We start from the raw sequence: 22914 nt of genomic DNA, 5'->3' as shown, positions 1-22914 counted from the left end.
CGCAAACGATAGCGTAGCATAAAAATAAAAGTAGATTACTCTTTAGAAAAATGATACTCTCGTTCTACTTTGCAAATACGAACACTATACGTCTTATACCATTTCTCTTTTCCTTTTGTTTGAGCTACTAAATGATCCGTGTTTTGCTTCCAATTGGCAATGGCCTCCAAACTCTCCCAATAACTTATGGTAATTCCAATTTTTTCCCTAGCGGTTTCCAAACCCAAAAAACCGGGTTGTTGCGCTGCTAAGGTTTCCATCGTTTTGGCCATTTGGGCATACCCTTGGTTTTTTGTCTTCTTTGTAGAAGTGAAAATTACGGCGTAGTAGGGCTTATTCATAGGTTTAGCTGATGAATTCCCGTTCTAAAAAATAATCTACAATAGCTTGTTTCATTAAAACAGATTGTTCACCAGCTTTTAACGTGGGCAACTCTTCTTTTATGGAATAATGCGGCCATCCATCTTCGTCAAAAAAATCAAATTCATAATAGCCGTAGGGTTCCAACAATCTGCAAATGGCAATATGCATTAGATCTAACTTATCATCTTTCTTATATTTCCTATGATACTGCCCTAACTCCTGTATACCTACTAAATAGATTATGGCATCGAGTTCTAACGAATCACCATCCGCAAATTGAGCGGATAGTTTACCAACCAAAATCTTCCACCTATCCCTTAATTGTGTATCTCTAGCCATTTTATACGTTTGAAACTGATACTAATTTTTAAAAGTAAAGGTACTAATCAATGTTCTATATTTGTTGCAAACTGTTTTCAAATGGCACTTTTAGATATCATTTTAGGAATTCTCCTTCTCTTAGGACTGTGGAAAGGATTCAATAACGGACTTCTAATAGAGCTTGCCTCTATAGTGGCACTCATTGCAGGTATCTATGGTGCAATCCATTTCTCCTACATCGCTGGAGAATATCTTACAGCGCAATTGAATTGGGAGGAACGTTATGTTACAATTATGGCATTCGTTGTCACATTTCTTATTATCGTAATAGCCGTTCATTTCGCGGGTAAGTTACTTACCAAAATAGCCAATGTTGCCCTATTGGGACTTTTGAACAAAATAGCGGGGGCGGCTTTTGGAGCGCTGAAGGTAGCTGTAATTGTAGGTGCTATACTTATATTTCTAAGTCGCGCAAACAAAAACCTTAGATTCATTTCCGAGGAAGCACAAAATGAATCTATTCTTTTTAACCCTATAAAGGAAATTGGTGCAGTCATTTTCAATACTATATTGCGAGAAGAAGTTTCGGATACAGAGGAAATACCGTAGTCGATAAAATACATAAAACAGCGTTAATCGGTATATTCACCCAAAATCATGTCCTTTCATCGAATAAAAAATAATTTTGAACGTAGCCATCTAAATTTTAATTATCATTACAAAGTCGTTATCCCCTATCGGCACGAGAACAACGAGTACCCATTTCTTATAGACCTACTTCCCTGCATTGAGCGACCTGCTTACAAATAGAACATTATATGAAAATGAGAGCGCAATACGCTTTCCTTGTTTTGTTTGTATTTATTTTAGGATCCTGTTCAAAAGAATCTATTAATGATACACCAAACATTGAAGCTGTAAATGCAGTAGCCTTAGAAAATGAGGTATTGGATATTGTAAATTCGCATAGGTCCGATCTTGGTGCCGCTACACTTGAATTTAGTCCTATTGCATACGAATATGCCAATAAGCATACAGATTACATGATTGCAAAAGGAAGTCTTAGCCATGATAACTTTAGCGCACGTGCTTCAAGCATAGCTTCAAAAGTAGAAGTGCAAATGGTGGCAGAAAATGTAGCAAAAGACTATAACACGGCCCAAGAAGCCTTTTTGGGTTGGTATGACAGTTCTAGTCACAAAAAAACAATGGAAGGTGATTTTACACATACTGCCGTAAGTGTAAAAAAAGATGAGAATGGCCAATTTTACTATACACAACTTTTTTATAAGGAGTAATTAAACCATCTTTTTAGCTAACAGCACAATGTAGCCAAGTTAAAAAGGCTTAGATAATCCCTATGGGATTTTTATCGCTTTGTTTCTAGGTACAATTGATGCGATTTTTTACCTTACGGTAAAATATATACCTTATGTCTATCAGACCACCGTTTAACTTAACCAAATGGGTAGCCGAGAACCGACATACCCTAAAACCACCTGTGGGTAATAAAAATCTTTACAAGGATGCAGGGGATTATATAGTCATGGTCGTTGCAGGGCCCAATGCTAGGAAAGATTATCATTATAACGAAACCGAAGAGTTATTCTATCAGTTAGAAGGTACGATTGAAGTGCATATACAAGAAGATGGACAAAAAAAAACCATGACATTAGGACCTGGAGATATGTACCTGCATCCCGCAAAAATTCCCCATTCCCCGGTTAGGCGTGAAAACTCGATAGGTTTAGTGATAGAACGTAAGCGAAACCACATCAATGTGGATGATGGTCTGCTGTGGTTTTGTGACAACTGCAATCACAAACTATACGAGGCTTATTTTACACTTAACGACATCGAGAAAGATTTTTTAGCGCACTTTAAACATTTCTACGGTTCAAAAGACCTTAGAACATGCGACAACTGTGGAACGGTAATGCCAATTGATGAACGTTTTACCAAAGAAGGCTAGATGGGAATTACTATTAAAATTACCATAGCGTTTATCTCGCTACTCCATATCTACTTTCTTTGGTTCGAAATGTTCGCATGGACTAGTAGAGGGCCTAAAATTTTTAGAAAATTTCCTAAGGAGCTTTTTGCGCAAACTAAAGCTATGGCTGCGAATCAAGGTTTGTATAATGGGTTTTTAGCCGCAGGATTACTTTGGACATTTTTTTTAGATAACACGGATTGGATTACGAACATCTCGTTATTCTTTTTGGGGTGTGTTTCTATTGCAGGAATATATGGGGCATTTACGGTGAGTAAAAAGATATTTTATGTACAAGCGCTCCCGGCTATCCTTGCCATTATCCTAATACTTCTAACATGAAAGCAATTTCATTCCCTGCTCTTTTTTTTCTATCCTTATTATTTTTCACACCTACATTAAATGCACAAGAAATGACACCAGAACAAGTTGTTCAAAAATCAATGGAAAGCTATAATAGTAGAAATATAGTAGCATTTATGTCGGTTATGGATTCGAATGTGACCTTCCATAATTTTTCCGATGGTAACATCACCATGCAAGGTGCAGCGGCATGCATGGAATTCTATAGTGCCCTATTCGATGCTTCTCCGAAACTCAATTCTACGGTTCTAACCCGTACCGTTTTCGGGAACAAAATCATAGACCACGAATATATAGTTGGTAGAAACGGTAGTAAGGAAGCTATAGAACTAGTACTTATTTACGAAGTAGAAAATGAAAAAATAGTAAAGGTTACCGTTCTTCGGAAATAATCCTGATCAAAAGGATTATTCGTAACTTTGTAAAAATCTAACAATACATATTTAAAAAGTTATAAAATGTCAAAAATAGCTACAGAATTTGGAATTATTGATGCCTTGAAAGTACTTGGGATTAAAGATATAAATGAGGGGACCTCAACGGGATCAACTAACTTTTCTAACGGAGCAATAATTGAGAGTTATTCGCCAGTCGATGGTCGATTAATAGGTAAAGTAAAATCTACGACGCGCGCAGATTACGACAAAGTAATGGATGCGGCCACTAATGCATTTTTATCTTGGAGAGAAATGCCAGCTCCACAACGTGGTGAAATTGTGCGCCAGTTTGGAAATAAACTAAGAGATTTAAAAGAACCTTTAGGGAAATTAGTCTCCTATGAAATGGGGAAGTCTTTACAAGAAGGTTATGGCGAAGTGCAAGAAATGATTGATATCTGTGATTTTGCTGTTGGTTTATCAAGACAATTAAACGGAAAAGTAATTCCATCGGAACGTCCATTCCACGTTATGAGGGAACAATGGCACCCCATAGGCGTTGTCGGTATTATTTCAGCGTTTAATTTTCCGGTTGCTGTATGGGCTTGGAATACGGCTTTAGCTTGGATTTGTGGTGATGTTTGTGTTTGGAAAGGTTCTGAAAAAGCACCTTTATGTACCATTGCCTGTCAAAATATTATTTCAGAAATTTTAAAAGATAATAATTTACCAGAAGGTATTTCTTGTATCATCAATGGAGATTATAAAGTTGGCGAAATGATGACAACCGATACTAGAGTTGCGTTAGTATCTGCTACAGGTTCAACACGAATGGGGCGTATTGTTGGAAAAACAGTTGCGGAGCGTTTTGGTAAATCTTTATTGGAATTAGGTGGGAACAACGCAATTATTATTACACCAACGGCCGATTTAAAAGTTGTTGTTCCTGGTGCTGTATTTGGTGCTGTAGGAACATGCGGGCAACGTTGCACATCAACACGTCGCTTGATTATACATGAATCGGTTTATGATAAGGTACGGGATGCTATAGTTGGTGCTTACGGACAATTAACTATTGGCAACCCTTTGGATGAAAAAATCATATTGGCCCTTTAATCGACAAAGACTCCGTTAAAACATATTTAGCGGCTATTACTAAAGCAAAAGCTGAAGGTGGAAACGTTTTAGTTGAAGGTGGTGTTCTAAAAGGTGATGGTTACGAAAGTGGCTGCTACGTGAAACCAGCAATTATTGAGGCAGAAAATCATTTTGAAATCGTACAGCACGAAACCTTTGCTCCAATCTTATACCTTTTAAAATACTCTGGTGAAGTAGAAAATGCTATTGAAACACAAAATGGGGTTGCACAAGGTTTGTCGTCATCAATAATGACCAACGACCTTAAGGAAGCTGAGAAATTTTTGTCTTATGCGGGTTCAGATTGTGGAATAGCTAACGTTAACATCGGAACTTCTGGTGCAGAAATTGGCGGTGCTTTTGGAGGTGAAAAAGAAACTGGTGGCGGACGTGAATCAGGTTCCGACGCTTGGAAAGTCTATATGAGAAGACAAACAAATACCGTTAATTACTCTGATGAATTGCCTCTAGCACAAGGGATTAAGTTCGACTTGTAAATCGACATTTTTACAATAAGTAAATTAAACGGTAGTTTGATCTCTATTTTCTGAGGTCCAACTACCTTTTAATAACGCTTGTGTTCCCAATATCACAATCATCAATAAAAGGGTAAACAAGCCTAAAAGTTGTTTTACTACCTGTTTCATTTCATTTTTTCTATTCAAGATGAAGATACAGGAACCTTCAGCGGATTATTATTATTTCTGTACACTTGGATATTGTTTTTGTATAAATGGAAACCATTACAAAAAAACGAAGCCCTTTTGCTAATCCGCAAAAGGGCTTTTTAGTAAACCAACTAACTCAAATATTTGATAGTACCATATCACAATGCCGAATCATTGTCGGGAGTGATATAGGTATCTATCAATATATTTAAAGTTACTAAGAATACCTTTTATTTAGATTGAAGTTTACATAGTTCACACCCTACTATGTACCAATGGAAATAAATTCTGTATGATTGTGAAATTCCCTACACACTGATTACTAGTAATTAACGCTTAGAATCTTAACAATTTTAAGATTTTTTTAATACATTGTAGGCAAACACCAAAACCACTAACCACAATGACAAGAACAACAAAGTATCTACTACTGATGCTCCTAACCATTCTGCTTGGGACTTACCTGTATATTTCCTATTGCAGCGAGTGTGGAGCCAGTACACAAGAGGAGCCCCCAGAAGAAGTAGCAATTCCCATAGCACCTGAGCCAACTTCTTACCCCTTTGCCTTTAGTGATGGAGATTATACTTACAATGAAAATGACAACTATAATTTTAACGTATCGTCATCGGCTATTTTGATGCCTTTAGCTACAAGTATGGATGTTGGGATAAGCAGCTTGAAAAACTTTTTATCCGAAAATACCGGTAAGGTTCTAAATGTAACTGGCTACTACAAAAGTGATGAAACAAACGATTCCGCATTTCCTAATTTAGGGCTGGCCCGTGCCAACGCCGTTAAAAATCATTTGGTAGAAAACGGGATCCCATCAACAAGAACTAATACCATGGGGCAACTTATGGATACTATGGTTCCTAATGAAGGTGTTTACCTTGGACCTATAGCTTACGGTATTTCTGGAGAATCAGAAACAGCTGGCGATGACCTTAAAGCATTGTATGAGGAAATTAAGGCAGACCCTCTTGTGCTGTATTTTGACTCAGCGGAAGCTTCGATAAATCTATCTTCGGTACAACGCCAAAAAGTTGCCGATATCTCTAGATATTTGGATAAAGTAGAAGGTGCCAAAGTAAATATCGTAGGACATACCGATAACACCGGAGTTGCAGCAACGAATATGAGACTTGGACAAAATAGAGCAGATTTTGCGAAGGCCTATTTTATTAGAAATGGTATTTCCGAAGCGAAAATAAATACTTTTTCCAAAGGACAAACCGACCCTATAGAAAGCAATGCAACCGAAGAGGGCAAATCTAAAAACCGACGGACCGTAGTAACCTTAAATTAAATAAACACTAACTTTTAAAGAAGATAAAATATGGATTTTGAAAATATGAATATTTGGTGCTGGCTAATTCCCCTGTTAGTAGGAGTGATTTGCGGAATTGTTGGCTACCTCCTTGGTAAAGGTGGTGAAACGGTTATAGACAACTCTGCGGATTTAAAATTATTACAAGATAGAAATGCGACATTACAGGCAGATTTAGATGCCTGTAACAAAAAGCTAAGTGCTAGTGCTAACTTAGGAGCATCAGCCGCATCTGTTACCGCTAGTACAGCGATAGCTTCTATTCCTTTTGATGCTTCTGCAGCGAAAGCGATATTTGGCAAAACAATCAAGCAGGATGATCTAAAAGTTGTAGAGGGTATAGGTCCCAAGATAGAGGGCATGCTTAAAGATGCCGGTATCAAAACATGGAAAGCGCTTTCCGACTCATCGGTAGCCGACTGTCAAAAAGTACTCGACACAGGTGGAAGACGATATCAAGTTCATGATCCCGCCTCATGGCCAATGCAATCAAAAATGGCTTATGAAGGGAAGTGGAAAGAACTCTTGAAATGGCAAGACGAGCACGATCACGGAAAATTATAGTACACTAATCAACCTAAACCAAAAACCCCGATTCAACAAGAATCGGGGTTTTTAATTATCTATTTTTTATCAGGTTATAACCTACCGTTAGCTTCTACCCATTTAAAATGATACTGATCCTCCGGAAACTTCATTCTTGTAGCAATACGCTCTAATCGTTCTGGTAACTTCATCAGGTAATCGCGTGCCTTCTGAGCATCATCATTGAGACCCCTAACAGCATCTATTTCCCAAAAGGTATTTAGTTTTTTTAAGATTTCTATATAATCTTGTGCAGTATACACACCCAGTCGTTGCGCACAGTTTGAAAAATTCTCAAATGCCGTTCCGATGGTCCCTCCAGATTCTCTTAGGAAATGTGCAGGCATTACAATTTTCTGTTTCATCATATCGGCAAAAGCCAACATCATTCCGCTAGGATCGTGCCCAAGAATTGTTTTTACAAACTCCCGATAGGCCAAATGATGACGCATTTCATCACCAGCTATAATAGTACACATTTTCCCTAACAGCACATTACCTTTTTTCTTTGCCATTTGTCCCACACGTTTATGTGAAATATTAGTTGCCAATTCTTGAAAAGAGGTGTATACAAAGTTTTTATAAGGATCTCTGTCCGTTCCTATATCAAATCCATCAGAAATCAAATGTTGCGTGGTAATTTCAATTTCTCGCATGTTTACCCTTCCGGATAAGTACAAATATTTATTAAGGACATCACCATGTCTGTTCTCTTCTGCCGTCCAGGCCCGTACCCATTTTGCCCATCCGTTGGTTTTATTTTCTCCGTGTTGGTCTATACCTACGACATCCATTAACCAAGACTCGTAGGTAGGCAAAGCTTCCTCTGTAATAGTATCAGCTACCATAGTTACCCAGAAATCGTACCCCAACTCCTTAGATTCCTCGCGCAACTGCTCTACATGATCTAAAAATCCATCACTTTGAGGGTCTGGCAAAAAATCGGTAGGCTGCCAAATATCCTCGGGCTGAATTAGGAAATTCTCCATAAAACCTTCTACCTCTGGTTCTATCGCCTGCATTACTTCTAATCGTATATTCTTTTCTGACATCTATCCCTTTTTTATCAAAGTTCGTTATTATTAACCAAATTGTAATTAAATCTTTATCAATTTTCAATTTCTACCCCGCTCGTTAGGATACAAAGTATGTACAGGACTGCTTTGCCAGTACTTTTTTGATTCGACATCTATAAGCGTTAGAGGACCTTTAAAGGCTGCTCCCGTATCAATATTCCAAACATTGGCCGCGCATTGCGGTGTTGTTTCCCCAATTCGTGTAACTGGGGTATGCCCAATGTAAATCTCCTTATAATGGGACAAGCGTTTGGGGAAAAGCGCATCATCTTTAACTAACTTAGGGTTTAGCGAAAGTACCAACTCCCACAAGGTACGATCCCAATAAAAAGTAACCTCGGAATATTCAAATTCCACTCCCTTTAAATTGGTGAACCCAGCATGCAGAAAAAGTCGATTTGTATCATCAAGATAGTAATTTTTTAGGCTTTCATAGAATTGGATATGTTTATCCGCTGTTGCTTTATCCAAGTTTTTATAGGAATTAACCGTAGCCTCACCTCCGTGTTTAAACCACATAGGATTATCTGCTTGGCCAACCAACCATTCATAACACAAGGCGTCATGGTTTCCTCTAAGGAATACACAATTATGGGTCTTGTCCAATTCCAACAAAAAGTTGATCGTTTCCACCGCCTGACTCCAACCGTCTACATAATCGCCTAAAAAAATTAGCGTGTCGTTAGTAGAAACCTTTGCTTTTTCCAAGACTTGTTGTAATCCTTTTAGTCCAGAATGAATATCTCCTATGACCAAAGTTCTTGTGTTTCTCATTTTGCAAAAATCGTAATTACACCAATGACAAGAAGGATAAATAGGACCAAAAAGAAAATTTTCCAAAAAGAATAAGGTCTAGTGCCACTCAACACCCCAGTTTGTCCGTTCACATAGAACTGATATTCTTTTCCGTTGTATCGATATGAACTAATGTATATTGGAAGCAGTATGTGCTTAAAAGTCTCTTTGGATAGCTTTATGTCTGCATTGGATATGCGCTGAGTATCACCTCCAATATCCCTACGGATCCAATTATAGGCCCTATGTTTGGCTTCTTGAAAAGATTTATGATGTCCTTCCTTAAGCGATACGGTATACTTTTCTGTAACAAAACCCGATAAGTATTTAGAATTAAATACTACTAGTTCCTTTAAGTTCCAAAAGGCAACCGATGCAGGGATATCCCTTCTCTTTTTCTGCGAGGCATTTATAAGTATGTCATCTATAAAGCCGTCTACACTACCTGACGCGTAGGACCATTTAGTTTTACGCACCTGGCGTGTTTGCTTTCCTTTACTAGTCTTGTACGTTTGAGTTTCATAATAATAGTCTCCCCTTTGTCCTTGATATGTTGCAAGTAAATTCGCATCAAAGGTCCAATAAGGCACATACAGCCCGTGAAGACCTTCAGGGTCTAAGGCTGCTCGTTTTAAATTATTTGGAGCAAACCACAAACTGCTAACCCAACCTTTGAAAATACCTCTTGCTTTTTTCACATCTAACTGAAAAGGAACCAAGGCACCGGGCAATATCCAGCCTTCTTGCTCAATATCCTCTCGGATCAGGGGTTCGCCACAATAAACACAGGCTAAAGATTTATAGTGCTCCTCCACATGCTGGTTGGCACCACAGCTTTTACAATGTAAAAGCTCAATGGTTTCCGTATAGGCATTTTCACCAACTATTTTTAAATAATGGTCCAGTTCCAACTCCTCAAAACTACTCTTGGAGGCAGCAATAAACTCCTCATAACCACAATACTCACAATTGAGCTGATGGGAACCTGGTTTAAACTTTAGTTCAGCACCACAGCTGGCGCATGCTTTTTTATGTTCGGATGCTTGGATTTCTTCCATAGAAAATATGCTAAAGCTGGGTCTAATATCCCAGTTTTTCGCCTTATAAGGGTACTATATAAATTAGGCCGTAGGTAATGGTGGTGGTGTATTACCTCCCAAAAAGGACTTTAACTCATCAATATCTTTCAAGGGGCTCCAATTGGCCATTCCCTGCTTCCATATTAAAGAATCTCTGTTGATGGTACGATTGGCAAACAACTCCTTTAGCCTATCAAAAGGAACCGGCCCGGTTTGTTGACCGTTAGCGGCATAAAAATAACTCACTTGAACCGGAATAGGTGGCGGTGCGGGCTGCTGTGTTTGTTGGGGCTGTGCTCCAAAAGGCTGCCCAGTTGGTTGGCCCATTAGTCCGCCCATTTGCTGTGCCAAAACAAAGCCCATACCCATGCCCATACCTGCACCGGCCGTACCGCCTTCATTGGCGGCCGCTAATTCCATCGCTTTGGCTGCCTTAAACTGGGTAAGTTTGGTCATATCCAACTTGTCTAATCGGCTGTATTCGAAAATTTCTTTTTTCAGCTCTTCGGGCATGGAGACATTCTCAATGTAGAATTTTTCTAGCTCAATACCCACACGGTCAAATTCCGGTTGCATTACCGTTTGACAAGTTTCCGAGAGTTCCGTGGTATTTGCAGCGTACAATTCTATAGGAAGGTTAGCCTCCCCTACCGTATCGGTAAACCGGGTAACAATCAAACTTTTTAAATGTTCATTGATCTCATAGTTGGTAAAATTACCATCGGTACCTACAACATCGACTACAAATTTTCCTGGATCATTTATCCTGAAACTGTACGTGCCAAAGGCACGGATTTCTACAAGCCCAAAACGTTCATCGCTAAGCATGAACGGATTTTTTGTTCCCCATTTTTCATCGGTAAATAGTCTTGTATTCACAAAATAAACCTCTGCTTTAAAGGGACTATCAAAACCGTATTTCCAGCCTTTCAGCGTAGTTAAAATAGGTAGGTTTTGAGTGTTTAAAGTATAAGTTCCCGCGGTAAAAACGTCTGCCAATTGGCCTTCATTTATAAATACAGCGGTTTGCCCTTCACGTACGATTAACTTAGCGTTGTTCTTTATTTCATTTTGATAACGCTCAAACCTATGAACAATAGTATCGTTAGAGGCATCCAACCATTCTACGATATCTATAAACTCATGGCTAAGTTTTTTCTTTATTTCATCAAATAAGCTCATAATATGGTGTGTTAAAATTGAAGCAAAAAGGTAGGGAATTTGCAAACGTCCAACAAGGATATGGAAGCTTAGATTGGTAATGGTCATCTATTATATCGTTTTCGTTGGAATAAAAACCTCTATAAACGAACAATTCTCAACAAAATATAGACCGCCCTACTTTTTCTATTTACCTTAGAACCACAAGGAAATATATTCGGGTGCATAAAAATAAAAACGAATGAAAAAAGTATTTTGTATCGGTGAATTATTGATTGATTTTGTTGCTGAAAATCAAGGAAGTGATTTATCCATAGCCAAAGAATTCACAAAAAAAGCTGGTGGTGCGCCAGCAAACGTAGCTTGTGCAATAAGTAAATTGGAAGGCAAAAGTACCTTTGTTGGTTGTGTTGGCAACGATCCCTTTGGTAGGTTTCTATTAAATATTTTGGACAATGCAAACGTGGATATCTCACAAACACAACAATCCGAAATCTTTACAACACTTGCTTTTGTTTCTATTGATAGCGATGGAGAACGCGATTTTGTATTTAGTCGTGGGGCAGACCGTGATTTAAAATACAACTCTTCCCTAAAAAAAGACTTTAACGGAAATTTAGTCCATTTTGGTGCTGCCACCGCTTTGTTGGGAGGAAACTTGGAAGATGCATACGGACGCTATTTTTTCGATGCCCTTACCCAAGAATCCTTTATTAGTTTTGATCCTAATTACAGAGTAGACCTTTGGAAAAACAAGGAAGAACAATTTATAAAAAAATGTATGCCGTTTGTGCAAAAGGCTCATCTCTGCAAATTCAGCTTAGAGGAAGCTCAATTACTTTCTGGAAAAACAGGTTTAACAGAAGCTTGTGAGGTACTACATACTATAGGCACTGAAACTATAGTCATTACGCTTGGTGCAAAAGGAACCTTGTTAAGCACTAAAGAATACAACAAAATAATTCCAAGTATAGAAGTAAAACCAATTGATACCACAGGAGCGGGAGATGCCTTTATTGGCTGTTTATTACAGCAAATAGCGGCCCACCCAAATATTAAAAATCTTTTAAAACATGAAGCTGAATTAGCCCAAATGGTTACCATGGCCAATAAGGCAGGTGCTATTACCACAACAAATTTCGGCGCCATTGAAGCACTTCCTTATCTACACCAATTAGTTTAGTAGTATGAATCAAGCAGCTTTGCATCGCTTATTGCACTCCAGAAGGTTAACACAAGAGGCAGACAGTCCCGAAGATTTATTTCGGTTACGGCTAACCACAAATCTATCTCTCATTAGCTCCCTTTTTTTTTCATTATATCCACGGAAAGAAAATGAGGTTTTCTTTCATAGACTGTTAGACCGTATAGAAAAGTTGTTCGCTGAAAGGACAGCAGAACTAAAAACGATAGACTTAAGCCGTTTAGAGGCAGGAAACTGGTATCAAAATCAAGAACTGGTGGGTATGCAGTTGTATGTAGATAGGTTTAACAATGACATAAAGGGACTACAGGAAAAACTGCCTTATTTTGAAGAACTTGGGGTGAATTTTTTACATCTTATGCCCATTACCACAAGACCCTCGGGAGAAAACGACGGTGGGTATGCGGTAAATAATTATCACGAAATAGATTCGAAATACGGAACTAAAGATGAGTTTTTAGCCTTTACAAAAACAGGAAGGGAGAAAAATATCATCCTTATGCTCGATTTTGTGGTAAATCATACTTCAGACGAATTTGAATGGGCATTAAAAGCCAAAGCGGGAGACAAAAAATATCAAAATTATTATTACACCTATCCGGATAGGCAAGTACCAGATGAATTTGAAAAAACCTTACCGGAAGTATTCCCAGAGTCGGCCCCAGGAAGCTTTACCTATGACAAGGAAATGAACAAATGGGTTATGACCTGCTTTAACACCTACCAATGGGATTTAAACTATACAAATCCAGAAGTATTCATAGAAATGTTGGACCATCTGGTAAAATTAGCCAACATGGGCGTAGATGTTATCCGTTTTGATGCCCTAGCATTTTTATGGAAAAAAATTGGTACTATATCACAAAATCTTCCAGAAGCGCATCAATTAATTGCTTTGTTCCGAATGTGCTTACAAGTTATTGCTCCTGGTGTAATTCTATTGGCCGAAGCGATAGTGGCCCCAAGAAATATTATAAAATATTTTGGTGAGGGAATTTTGGAGGGAAACGAATGTGAAATTGCTTATAATGCGTCACTAATGGCCTTACTGTGGAACTCTATTGCCACTAAGCAGACCGCTTTACTTCACAAGAGCTTGCTAGAAATTCCGCCTAAACCTGAAGACGGTACCTGGATAAATTACATTAGATGCCATGATGATATTGGTCTTGGGTACGATGACGATTTTATCAGGGAAATAGGTTGGTCTCCTAGAGATCATCGAAACTTTCTACTGGACTATTATGCAAGAGGTTTGGAATGGTCACCTGCCAAGGGACTATTGTTTATGTACAATCCAAAAAATGGGGACGGTAGAATAACAGGGAGTGCAGCGTCTTTACTGGGGCTAGAAAGTGCTTTAAAACAAGGCAACCAACAACAAATTGACAAAGCCGTTGACAAAATTCTGTTAATGCACGGAGTTATTTTTAGCTATGGCGGAATACCCTTGATTTATGCTGGAGACGAAATTGGTACATTAAACGACTATTCGTTTACGAAACACATAGATCACAAAAACGACAACCGTTGGGTGAACAGGCCTATGCAAGATTGGAAAACCGTTGCCAAACTCCACAAAACCTCCAACCATAGCACGGCAATTTTTAATGGATTAAAACACATGATTCAACTGCGTAAAAAGCTGCCAATTTTTGCCGATAGCCACTCGATTGTTATACATCCAAGTCCAAATACTCATTTATTCGTTTTTGAACGAAATAACGGTAAAACTAAACTTTGGGTACTTTCTAATTTTGATGAAAACACTCAGTTTTTAGATAGTTCTTGGTTATTTTCTATAGGAATGACAGTTGAAAATGACCTAGTAGATCTTATCGCTGATAAGAACGTAGTGATACAGAATAATCGTTTGAAATTGGGTGCATATCAGCATTTATGGATAACTGCCAGTTAAGTATTGCTGAAATCAAAAAAAGGCTTATTTCACCGATTCGTTCGTTACCAGGTTTTTAGTGTTACGAGTTCCATAAAAATAAAGGGAGTGCTTCTCGATTTTGATATCGAAGATTTCTTCTATGCTTTTTTTGATAGCTTGTATGCGAGGGTCAGAAAACTCTACCACTTCGTTCGTATCGGTCAAAATAATATGGTCGTGTCCTCCATCAAAAAAAGATTTTTCGTAATGTGCCTGCTTATCGCCAAATTGATGTTTTCGAGCAAGACCCGCCTCCAATAAAAGTTCCATGGTGTTGTACAATGTAGCCCTACTGACCCTAAAGCCTTTGTTCTTCATGTGCACATAAAGCGAATCTACATCCATGTGCTCATCTAAACTGTACATTTCCTCTAGAATAGCATAGCGTTCGGGTGTTTTCCGATGTCCATTATTTTCTAAAAAAGCAGTAAACACGCCTTTTATTATACTATAACTACTCTCGCAAGCCATGATATTCTGTTTTTTTAAGTATAATATTTATGTACGCATATAAGATAAAGAAAGTAAAAACACGAACAAAAATTATATTCGATGCAATTTTAAGCCTTATTATTAGTACTTACTAATAATACCGTTTAGCTTTAAAAGCAAGGATTACGCATCACAATAATACACAATTATCTTTTTGTTTCTGTATTATAAAACCTTCACTAGGAATATTTCAGAAACAAGATAAAATTTTCGTTGGTTACCCTTTAACATAAAATCATACGTTTTTTCACTTTCAAATGCTTCATTTGAAATATAAAAACCACCTTGCTGTCAATAAATTTAAGACTTGAAAATTCAATTATAATCTACCTTCCTCAAAATACGTAAAGCCGCTTTAAGCGCTAAGTATACCTTGGGAAAATCCTCTTTTACGAGTGCTCGGGCAAGTTCCATTTGTTCCCTTGCCTCCTCAAATCCGTTGAGGTAGCATATCAAATATGTATCCGGCAAATATTTTAAATCCTCTTTCTCATTGGTGTTTAAACCAATCCTACTTTTAACTTTCGCTAATATACTATTGTTGCTATTATAGGTATGGTGCAATACCTTTTTATCGTATTGTGGCGGATTAAAAACAAGGTTGGTCTGTATTTGGTAAGTGCCGTTTTCTTGAAAAGTGATGGTTAATTCTTCCAATGGATAAAAGCGCTGTTTCCCGATCAGCCCCAATTTTACATATTCCATAGTGGTAAAAGAATCATTGCTGTACTGTATCGTTACCTCATCTAAATTAGAATAGAACAGCTTTACCTGCTCATTGATCAATTCAATATCTACCCTATTGTAATAGGTTTGTCCTTTTACTACCTTTTTATTACCGGCCCAGCAAACTACAAACTGTTCTTTAAATACTTTATAGTCGCTTTCCAAGTCTTTATGACGATGGTTTATAAAATCGATAACCCCATCTAAAGTCAATTCTATATTATTACGGGCGTGTTGTTTTATGGTAGCTACCGTTTGGGAATTGATATCTTGGAGCTCAACCCCATAAGCCTTTGGCATACTGATGCTCCCGTCCCTAAAAAAAACGGAGCCTCCGTAGTACTTCCATATATTCTTACGAAGGGAACAAACCTTACCATTGGATGTTATAGTAACCAACCCTACTACTTTGCCTTCTGGCAGGTGCGGAAAAGGAATGTTTTCATACGCAATTAAGGGCGGATTGTCTAAATAGGCATTAACTAGGTTTTGGATTTTGCTATCGTCAAAAAAATCGACGCCAACGATTTTATTGTCTTCATCCTCAACGCCAACAACAATAAAGGAATTGTTCTTGGGATTACTGTTCGCCAAGGCACAGACATGTTTTAAGAATTTTGCCTTTCCTTCTTTATGGTTAATGGCAATAAATCGCTTTTTGTCATAGAAACTGTTCTCGTCGTTATGGGCGAGCAAGTTTTTGACCAACAAGCGTTTATTGATCATAAATTCTTATTGATGATGGTTGATGAAGCCTGTGCCGTTGGCATTACCACCAAATCGGCAATATTTACATGATAAGGCCTTGTAACCACAAAATGGATGATTTCCGCAATATCTTCGGGCTTTAATGCCTGGTAGCCTTTGTACACATTTTCTGCTCGTTGCTCATCGCCTTTAAAACGTACGTTACTAAACTCGGTTTCTACCAATCCTGGGTTAACCGCGCCCACTCGGATACCATGTTGGTTCAAATCCATCCGCATGCCTTGGTTTATGGCATCTACGGCATGTTTACTGGCGCAGTATACGTTTCCTTTAGGATATACTTCCTTGCCCGCAGTGGATCCTATGTTAATGATGTGGCCGTTTTTATTTGCAATCATACCGGGTAAAATGGCCTTGGATACATAAAGCAAACCTTTAACGTTAATATCCAACATGGCGTCCCAATCCTCAATGCTACCTTCTTGGATGGTATCCATCCCATGCGCGTTACCCGCATTATTGACTAAAATAGAAATATCTGAAAAAGCTTCGGGAAGCGAGGTAATTGCGTTTTGCACCGCAGATTTATCCCTAACGTCAAAATTAAGTAAGTGTACCTTGGTGTTGGTTTCTAAATTCTTCTTCAGTTCGTCTAACCGTTCCTGCCTGCGTCCGCAGAGTACCAAACCATACCTATGTTTTGCAAAAAGTTCTGCAGTTGCTTTTCCGATTCCACTTGTAGCTCCAGTTATAAATACTGTAGGCTGCTCTCGGTCTCCCCCTTGGAGAGAAGATTTACTTGTATCTTTTGTCATAACTATTATCTTTTTAATTACTATGCCACTTCATGTCCTTTACTGGCTTCTAAAAGCAGAAACCAATCTTCCAATTCCATTTCTACCTCCAACGCTTTCATTGCCAATGCCAGCCTCTCCGGTGTTGTAGTGCCCAGAACAGGATGTATCTTGGCAGGATGTTTCAACACCCAACTTAATAGTACCTGATCCTGTGTAACTGCATACTTTCTACACAGTGATTTCATCACCTTTTGGATTCGTTGGGTCTGTACTGTGTTTTCTTTAAAATAAGTGCCCAAGGGACTCCAAGACATGGCCATTCTACTATTTATTATACAATCATCAAACGTACCGTCTTCCATTGCCTTATTGGAAGTAAGCGAAAATTCTACTTGGTTGGCCTCTACATGTATTTTCGTTTCTATGAGTTCAACCTGGGAAGAATTGAAATTAGAAACCCCAAATTGCCTTATTTTACCCTCTTTTTTTAACTGTAAAATTGCCTCGGCAATTTCATTAGCATCCATGAGCGGACTAGGTCTATGCAACAATAGTAAATCTAAATATCCGGTCTGCAATGCAGTAAGGGAACGCTCCACGGACCAGATGATATAGTCTTTTCCGTAGGCATAGTGTTTTACTTTATTGTTTCTGCCTTTTGCATTGAACTGTATCCCACATTTACTTATCAGCTGTATGTCTTCCCGTTTGATGCCACTATTGGCAAAAGCCGCACCGAACTTTTCCTCATTGGTGTACCCCCCGTAAATATCCGCATGGTCAAAAGTGCTGATATTTTGCTCCAAGCAATCGTACATAAGTTGCTGCATTCCCTTTTCGGAAAGCTGTTTGCCCCAATTGCCCCAAGTCATGGTTCCTGCTATTATTCTAGAATAATCGATGGCGTTTTTCATCTTAATAAAATTTGACTTACCATTAATATTTCTATCATTATGAGTGCAGGAAAGGTGATTGTTACCTATATTGCCGGCACTGAATTTTATAGGCAAGTGAAATTAAAAAGAAATCCCTTAAATACTTCATAAAAATAGGGGCTTTTCAGATTTTTTAACCAATCGTTAACAGCTACTCAGCTAATAAATTTTCAATTTGCACAACTGTTAAAATAGTAACCTGTCATTACCAAAAAACACAAGCCCGTACATGGAAGAAAATACACCAGTAGACATTAGTGCCGTAAATGAGAAAATAGCTCAGGAGAGCGCTTTTATAGATTTGCTTATCCTTGAAATGAACAAAGTAATCGTAGGTCAAAAACACATGGTCGAAAGGTTGCTTATTGGATTACTGGGGCAAGGACATATTTTATTGGAAGGTGTTCCCGGATTGGCAAAAACCTTGGCCATCAACACCTTATCAAAAGCGGTAAAAGGGAGTTTTAGTAGAATACAATTTACTCCGGATCTTTTACCTGCCGATGTTGTAGGTACCATGATCTACAACATGAAGGAAAATGATTTCTCTATTAAAAAAGGTCCGATTTTTGCAAATTTCGTATTAGCAGATGAAATTAATCGGGCTCCCGCTAAGGTACAATCCGCACTTTTGGAGGCGATGCAAGAAAAACAGGTCACTATAGGCGATGAAACCTTTGTTTTGGACAAACCTTTCTTGGTTATGGCCACACAAAACCCTGTAGAACAGGAAGGAACCTATCCCTTACCGGAAGCACAGGTGGATCGTTTTATGTTAAAAACGGTAATAGATTACCCAAAGATGAACGAGGAACAAATGGTGATGCGCCAGAATCTTCTGGGCAAATATGAAACCGTCAACCCAGTGGTGTCCGTAAAGCAAATCCTAAGTGCTCAACAAGCAGTTCGAGAAGTGTACATGGACGAAAAAATAGAAAAATACATTTTGGATATCGTTTTTGCCACGCGATATCCTGAGAAATACAATCTCGAAAATCTAAAACCCCTGATTAGCTTTGGAGCTTCCCCAAGAGGAAGCATCAATCTTGGGGTAGCGGCAAAATGCTATGCCTTTATAAAACGAAGAGGATATGTTGTGCCAGAGGATGTCAGGGCCGTAGTCCTCGATGTGCTTAGACATAGAGTAGGGATTACGTATGAAGCCGAGGCAGAAAATATTACTTCGGAGGAAATCATTAATAAAATCGTAAACGAAATCGAAGTACCCTAGAGATCAGCTCTCATTTGGCAAAAGCAGTAAGCAGTATCGTACTGTTTATAACTTCTGCCAACCGATACTGAATACCGCCAACTAATAGCATGGATACTAAAGAATTACTCAAAAAAGTTCGTAAAATAGAGATAAAGACAAGGCGTCTTTCCGACCATATTTTTGGTGGGGAATATCACTCTACGTTCAAGGGCAGGGGTATGACCTTTAGTGAAGTTAGGCAGTACCAATTTGGAGACGATGTACGCAGCATAGACTGGAATGTTACTGCAAGGTACAACGAGCCCTATGTTAAAATCTTTGAGGAAGAACGTGAACTTACCATGATGCTGGTGGCAGATATTAGTGGTTCCGAAGTTTTTGGAACGGCTAATCAATTTAAAAATGAAATAATTACGGAAATCTCAGCTACGTTGGCATTTAGTGCACTTCAAAACAACGACAAAGTAGGTCTTATTCTGTTTTCCGATCAAGTAGAACTTTTCATTCCCCCAAAAAAAGGAAAGACCCACGTGCTGCGCATCATTCGCGAATTACTGGAGTTTAAACCAAAAAGTAACAAAACAGATATAGCCCAGGCCTTAAAATACTTGACCAATGTAATGAAGAAGAAGGCCATAGTTTTTGTGCTTTCAGATTTTATAGATTCCGATTACGAACGCAGTCTAAAGATTACCGGAAATAAGCATGATGTAACAGGTATACGTGTTTATGATGAACGAGAAGAAAGTATTCCGAATTTAGGAATGGTACAAATGATGGATGCAGAAACCGGTGCTTTAAAATTAGTAGATACTGGTTCCAAAAAAGTACGAAATGCCTACGCAGAATCCCACAGAGAAAGCATTGCCTATTTTAAAGAGACGTTTAAAAAATCTGGTTGTGGCGTGCTAGATTGTCGTGTAGACGAGAGTTACGTTAAAAAACTATTGGGGTATTTTAAACGAAGATGATGCTAGAGCGCAAAAACCATACATACATAAGGCTAGTTGGCCTTAGTTACGTGCCGATGACCATAAAATTATCGGTTGGTATTCTTATTGCACTTCTAATGTTTGGTTTTCAAGGGTTTTCGCAATCTAAGCCAAATATTACCACCCAAATTGATACCACCTATATTCGAATTGGCGAACAGGTACAATGGAAGATATCCGTGGAGGTAGATTCTACTGATCAAGTCATTTTTCCAGAAGGGCAGACCTTTTCACCTTTAGAAACGGTAGAAGCCTATGCTACGGACACTACCAGAAAAAAAGACCGAATTACGTTACAAAAAATTTATGCCCTCACACAATTTGATTCTGGCTCCTATAAACTTCCCACGCAGCGAATAGAAATAAACGGCATAGGTTATTTTACCGATTCGCTACGAATCGATGTAGAAACAATTCCAGTGGATACATTGGCTCAGAAGATGTACGATATAAAACCTTTAATTGCGGTTGAAAAAACAAATTCCGATTGGTGGAAGTATCTTCTTGGCGGAATATTAATCTTGGTAATCTTGGGCGGACTATTTTATTGGTTCGTACTGCGTAAGAAACCGATGACCGAAGAAGAAAAAGTAGCCCTTTTACCGCCTTATGACCGGGCCCTTTTGGAATTAAAAAAACTGGAGAACTCCAAATATTTAATTCAGGATGAATTTAAGGAATACTACTCCGAACTAACTGATATTGTGCGTTCTTATTTAGAAGAAGACGCCAAGATTTCTGCAATGGAAAGCACTACAGGGCAATTGATAGAAAAACTAGAGCTCTTAAGTGATTCTGGAGCTTTAGAGTTAGAAAAAGATACAATTGATCAGTTTAAGAATATTCTACAGACGGCAGATTTAGTAAAGTTTGCAAAGTCTAAACCCTCTATGTCTGTAGCGGAGCAAGACCGTAAAGTGGTAGCACAAATTGTAGAAAAAACGCATGAAGCAATCCCGGAACCTACTGAGGAAGAGTTGATGCAGTTAGCGGAATACCAAGAGGAACTAGAACGTAAGAATCAAAAGAAAAAATTGATATTAGGTGCAGTGTCCCTTGCAGCTTTATTGATTATTGGTGTTACTAGTGCTGGATTCAAATATGGTTTCACCTACCTTAAAGATTCCTTGTTTGGCAATCCTACTATGGAATTGCTAGAGGGAGATTGGGTATCTAGCCAATATGGATTTCCTCCAATACTGGTAGAATCGCCTAAGGTTTTGATACGACAAGAAGTTAAACTTCCGCCAGAGGCGAAAGCTGCGATTAACGAGATGCAATCCTTTGCCTATAGAAACACGGCGGGTCTTTTTACGATAGGCACGACTTCGATTACATTTACCGAACAGGTAGAACCGGATTTTAATCAAACCATAGAACAGATCTTAAAGAATTTTGAAGACCAAGGTGCAAAAAACATCATTACGAAGCAGGAAGAATTTAATACCGTTAGCGGCGTAAAAGGCTTAAAAGTATATGGGAGCGGTAAGTTTTCCGTGCCGGAATCCCAGGAATTAACGAAAGGAAAGTATGCGGTGTTACTATTTGGGGGAAAAGGATTTCAGCAATATGTTATTCTAACTTGGTTGGATGATGATTCATATGCCGAAGAAATGGTAGAAAGAATATTAACCACTGTTGAGGTAAAAACAGAAATTTAGATGTTAGAGAATATCACATTCGCAAATCCAGATTTCTTTTGGCTTTTTCTGTTACTGCCATTCGCAATTGCATGGTATTTCTTTAAGCGGAAAGAAGAAACCGCAGCGGTTCGCATATCCAGTCTAGAAGGTTTCAGTTACAATAGTTGGTTGCCAAAACTTAAACCTTTACTTTTTGTTTTTCGGCTCTTAGCGTTGAGCGCTATTATCATAGCTATGGCAAGACCTCAGACAGAGGATATTTCTACCAGAACAAAAACCACGAAAGGAATCGATATTATAATGGCCATAGATGTCTCCTCAAGTATGTTGGCCAGAGACCTTAAACCAAATAGGTTGGTAGCACTTAAAGAAGTAGCGGCAGATTTTATTAAACAAAGACCCAACGATCGTATTGGATTGGTGGCCTACGCCGCAGAGGCATATACCAAAACACCGATTACCACAGACAAGTCTATTGTACTTAATTCATTAAAAGATATTACCTACGGCCAGTTAGAAGACGGCACTGCCATAGGAATGGGACTGGCAACCTCAGTAAATAGGCTAAAAGAAAGTAAGGCGAAAAGTAAAATTATAATTCTTTTAACGGACGGTGTCAATAATTCTGGCTTTATTGAACCACAGACCGCTGCAGATTTAGCCGTAGAATTCGGAATTAAGACCTATACTATAGGCTTAGGTACTAATGGCAATGCCCTTACGCCCGTTAGCTATAATGCGGACGGTTCGTTTAGATATGGTATGCGACAGGTAGAAATTGATGAGGAATTATTAAAAGATATAGCAAGCGCTACGGGGGGCACCTATTTTAGGGCTACCAATAACGAAACCTTAGAAGCAATTTATGAGGAAATAAACAAATTGGAAAAAACGGAAATAGAAGAATTCAAATACTACCGTTACGAGGAAAAATTTAGACCTTGGATATGGATTGCTGGTATTTTACTTCTTTTTGAATGGTTTTTAAGAAACACTATTTTTAGAAGTTTTGTATAA

24 protein-coding genes and 1 pseudogene are annotated in these 22914 nt (G+C 38.4%); 14 read left to right on the top strand and 11 right to left on the bottom strand.

The genetic code is table 11. From position 1 onward, the window contains the following. Window positions 1–35: 35 nt before the first annotated feature. A complete protein-coding gene (locus MS6x_RS11285) occupies window positions 36–341 on the bottom strand; it encodes an antibiotic biosynthesis monooxygenase family protein (RefSeq protein WP_482602055.1) in 306 nt (101 codons plus the stop codon). Window positions 342–345: 4 nt separating this feature from the next. Continuing rightward, entirely contained in the window at window positions 346–702 is a 357-nt protein-coding gene (locus tag MS6x_RS11280; protein WP_482602053.1) for a hypothetical protein, read from the bottom strand. Window positions 703–783: 81 nt separating this feature from the next. Here MS6x_RS11280 and MS6x_RS11275 point away from each other — a divergent pair, with 81 nt between their 5' ends. From MS6x_RS11275 to amaB, 6 genes and pseudogenes are all read left to right on the top strand, one after another. Beyond that, entirely contained in the window at window positions 784–1293 is a 510-nt protein-coding gene (locus MS6x_RS11275; RefSeq protein WP_482602051.1) for a CvpA family protein, read from the top strand. Window positions 1294–1502: 209 nt separating this feature from the next. After that, window positions 1503–1982: a CAP domain-containing protein gene (locus MS6x_RS11270; protein WP_482602049.1), complete on the top strand. Its 480-nt coding sequence runs from the start codon at window positions 1503–1505 to the stop codon at window positions 1980–1982. A 134-nt stretch (window positions 1983–2116) separates the two neighbouring features. Next, window positions 2117–2656, top strand: coding sequence for a 3-hydroxyanthranilate 3,4-dioxygenase (locus MS6x_RS11265; protein ID WP_482602047.1), 540 nt, complete (start codon window positions 2117–2119; stop codon window positions 2654–2656). Then, complete coding sequence (locus tag MS6x_RS11260; RefSeq protein WP_482602045.1) at window positions 2657–3019, top strand: DUF1304 domain-containing protein; 363 nt, start codon at window positions 2657–2659, stop codon at window positions 3017–3019. It begins immediately after the preceding gene. Next, window positions 3016–3432: a nuclear transport factor 2 family protein gene (locus tag MS6x_RS11255; protein WP_482602043.1), complete on the top strand. Its 417-nt coding sequence runs from the start codon at window positions 3016–3018 to the stop codon at window positions 3430–3432. The genes MS6x_RS11260 and MS6x_RS11255 overlap by 4 nt, the downstream gene beginning before the upstream one ends. Before the next feature lie 66 nt (window positions 3433–3498). Then, window positions 3499–5051 (top strand): annotated as a pseudogene (amaB, locus tag MS6x_RS11250) (L-piperidine-6-carboxylate dehydrogenase). 24 nt (window positions 5052–5075) lie between these two features. Here the strand turns inward: amaB and MS6x_RS11245 are convergent. Continuing rightward, entirely contained in the window at window positions 5076–5201 is a 126-nt protein-coding gene (locus tag MS6x_RS11245; RefSeq protein ID WP_482602041.1) for a hypothetical protein, read from the bottom strand. Between the two features lie 424 nt (window positions 5202–5625). On the opposite strand from MS6x_RS11245, the gene MS6x_RS11240 reads away from it, so the two are divergent. Both MS6x_RS11240 and MS6x_RS11235 read left to right on the top strand, forming a co-directional pair. Continuing rightward, window positions 5626–6531 carry an OmpA family protein gene (locus tag MS6x_RS11240; RefSeq protein WP_482602039.1) on the top strand — a complete coding sequence of 302 codons (906 nt, stop codon included), beginning with the start codon at window positions 5626–5628 and terminating at the stop codon, window positions 6529–6531. A 30-nt stretch (window positions 6532–6561) separates the two neighbouring features. After that, entirely contained in the window at window positions 6562–7116 is a 555-nt protein-coding gene (locus MS6x_RS11235) for a hypothetical protein (RefSeq protein ID WP_482602037.1), read from the top strand. Window positions 7117–7190: 74 nt separating this feature from the next. Here the strand turns inward: MS6x_RS11235 and MS6x_RS11230 are convergent, their stop codons facing one another. From MS6x_RS11230 to MS6x_RS11215, 4 genes are all read right to left on the bottom strand, one after another. Beyond that, the gene (locus tag MS6x_RS11230; protein ID WP_482602035.1) at window positions 7191–8189 is read right to left on the bottom strand and encodes an acyl-ACP desaturase; all 999 of its coding nucleotides are present in this window, start codon (window positions 8187–8189) and stop codon (window positions 7191–7193) included. 63 nt (window positions 8190–8252) lie between these two features. Then, the gene (locus MS6x_RS11225; RefSeq protein ID WP_482602033.1) at window positions 8253–8987 is read right to left on the bottom strand and encodes a metallophosphoesterase family protein; all 735 of its coding nucleotides are present in this window, start codon (window positions 8985–8987) and stop codon (window positions 8253–8255) included. Further along, window positions 8984–10066 carry a TFIIB-type zinc ribbon-containing protein gene (locus MS6x_RS11220; protein WP_482602031.1) on the bottom strand — a complete coding sequence of 361 codons (1083 nt, stop codon included), beginning with the start codon at window positions 10064–10066 and terminating at the stop codon, window positions 8984–8986. The genes MS6x_RS11225 and MS6x_RS11220 overlap by 4 nt, the downstream gene beginning before the upstream one ends. A 63-nt stretch (window positions 10067–10129) precedes the next feature. Further along, window positions 10130–11269, bottom strand: coding sequence for an SPFH domain-containing protein (locus MS6x_RS11215; protein WP_482602029.1), 1140 nt, complete (start codon window positions 11267–11269; stop codon window positions 10130–10132). A 220-nt stretch (window positions 11270–11489) separates the two neighbouring features. Here MS6x_RS11215 and MS6x_RS11210 point away from each other — a divergent pair, with 220 nt between their 5' ends. Both MS6x_RS11210 and MS6x_RS11205 read left to right on the top strand, forming a co-directional pair. Further along, window positions 11490–12431, top strand: a complete 942-nt coding sequence (locus MS6x_RS11210; protein WP_482602027.1) for a carbohydrate kinase family protein — start codon at window positions 11490–11492, stop codon at window positions 12429–12431. Between the two features lie 4 nt (window positions 12432–12435). Continuing rightward, window positions 12436–14370, top strand: coding sequence for an alpha-amylase family protein (locus MS6x_RS11205; protein WP_482602025.1), 1935 nt, complete (start codon window positions 12436–12438; stop codon window positions 14368–14370). Between the two features lie 24 nt (window positions 14371–14394). Here MS6x_RS11205 and MS6x_RS11200 read toward each other — a convergent pair whose 3' ends face one another. The 4 genes from MS6x_RS11200 to MS6x_RS11185 all read right to left on the bottom strand — a co-directional run bounded on the left by MS6x_RS11200 (window position 14395) and on the right by MS6x_RS11185 (window position 18028). Next, window positions 14395–14862, bottom strand: a complete 468-nt coding sequence (locus tag MS6x_RS11200; RefSeq protein WP_482602023.1) for a Fur family transcriptional regulator — start codon at window positions 14860–14862, stop codon at window positions 14395–14397. A gap of 336 nt (window positions 14863–15198) precedes the next feature. Next, complete coding sequence (locus MS6x_RS11195; RefSeq protein ID WP_482602021.1) at window positions 15199–16335, bottom strand: DUF5929 domain-containing protein; 1137 nt, start codon at window positions 16333–16335, stop codon at window positions 15199–15201. Next, window positions 16332–17132 (bottom strand): SDR family NAD(P)-dependent oxidoreductase, encoded by an 801-nt coding sequence (locus MS6x_RS11190; protein ID WP_482602019.1) that lies wholly within the window; start codon window positions 17130–17132, stop codon window positions 16332–16334. The genes MS6x_RS11195 and MS6x_RS11190 overlap by 4 nt, the downstream gene beginning before the upstream one ends. 20 nt (window positions 17133–17152) lie before the next feature. Then, window positions 17153–18028 (bottom strand): aldo/keto reductase, encoded by an 876-nt coding sequence (locus tag MS6x_RS11185; protein ID WP_482602017.1) that lies wholly within the window; start codon window positions 18026–18028, stop codon window positions 17153–17155. A gap of 250 nt (window positions 18029–18278) precedes the next feature. Here MS6x_RS11185 and MS6x_RS11180 point away from each other — a divergent pair, with 250 nt between their 5' ends. From MS6x_RS11180 to MS6x_RS11165, 4 genes are all read left to right on the top strand, one after another. Beyond that, entirely contained in the window at window positions 18279–19280 is a 1002-nt protein-coding gene (locus MS6x_RS11180) for an AAA family ATPase (RefSeq protein WP_482602015.1), read from the top strand. A gap of 89 nt (window positions 19281–19369) precedes the next feature. After that, window positions 19370–20233, top strand: coding sequence for a DUF58 domain-containing protein (locus MS6x_RS11175; protein WP_482602013.1), 864 nt, complete (start codon window positions 19370–19372; stop codon window positions 20231–20233). A 56-nt stretch (window positions 20234–20289) separates the two neighbouring features. Next, a complete protein-coding gene (locus MS6x_RS11170; RefSeq protein ID WP_482602011.1) occupies window positions 20290–21915 on the top strand; it encodes a hypothetical protein in 1626 nt (541 codons plus the stop codon). Further along, on the top strand, window positions 21916–22914 hold the full coding sequence (locus MS6x_RS11165; RefSeq protein WP_482602009.1) for a vWA domain-containing protein: 999 nt from the start codon (window positions 21916–21918) through the stop codon (window positions 22912–22914). It begins immediately after the preceding gene.

This window comes from Maribacter sp. MS6 (assembly GCF_056839185.1).
The sequence above is the reverse complement of the archived record's forward strand: the minus strand, read 5'-3'. Positions and strand labels throughout refer to the sequence as shown.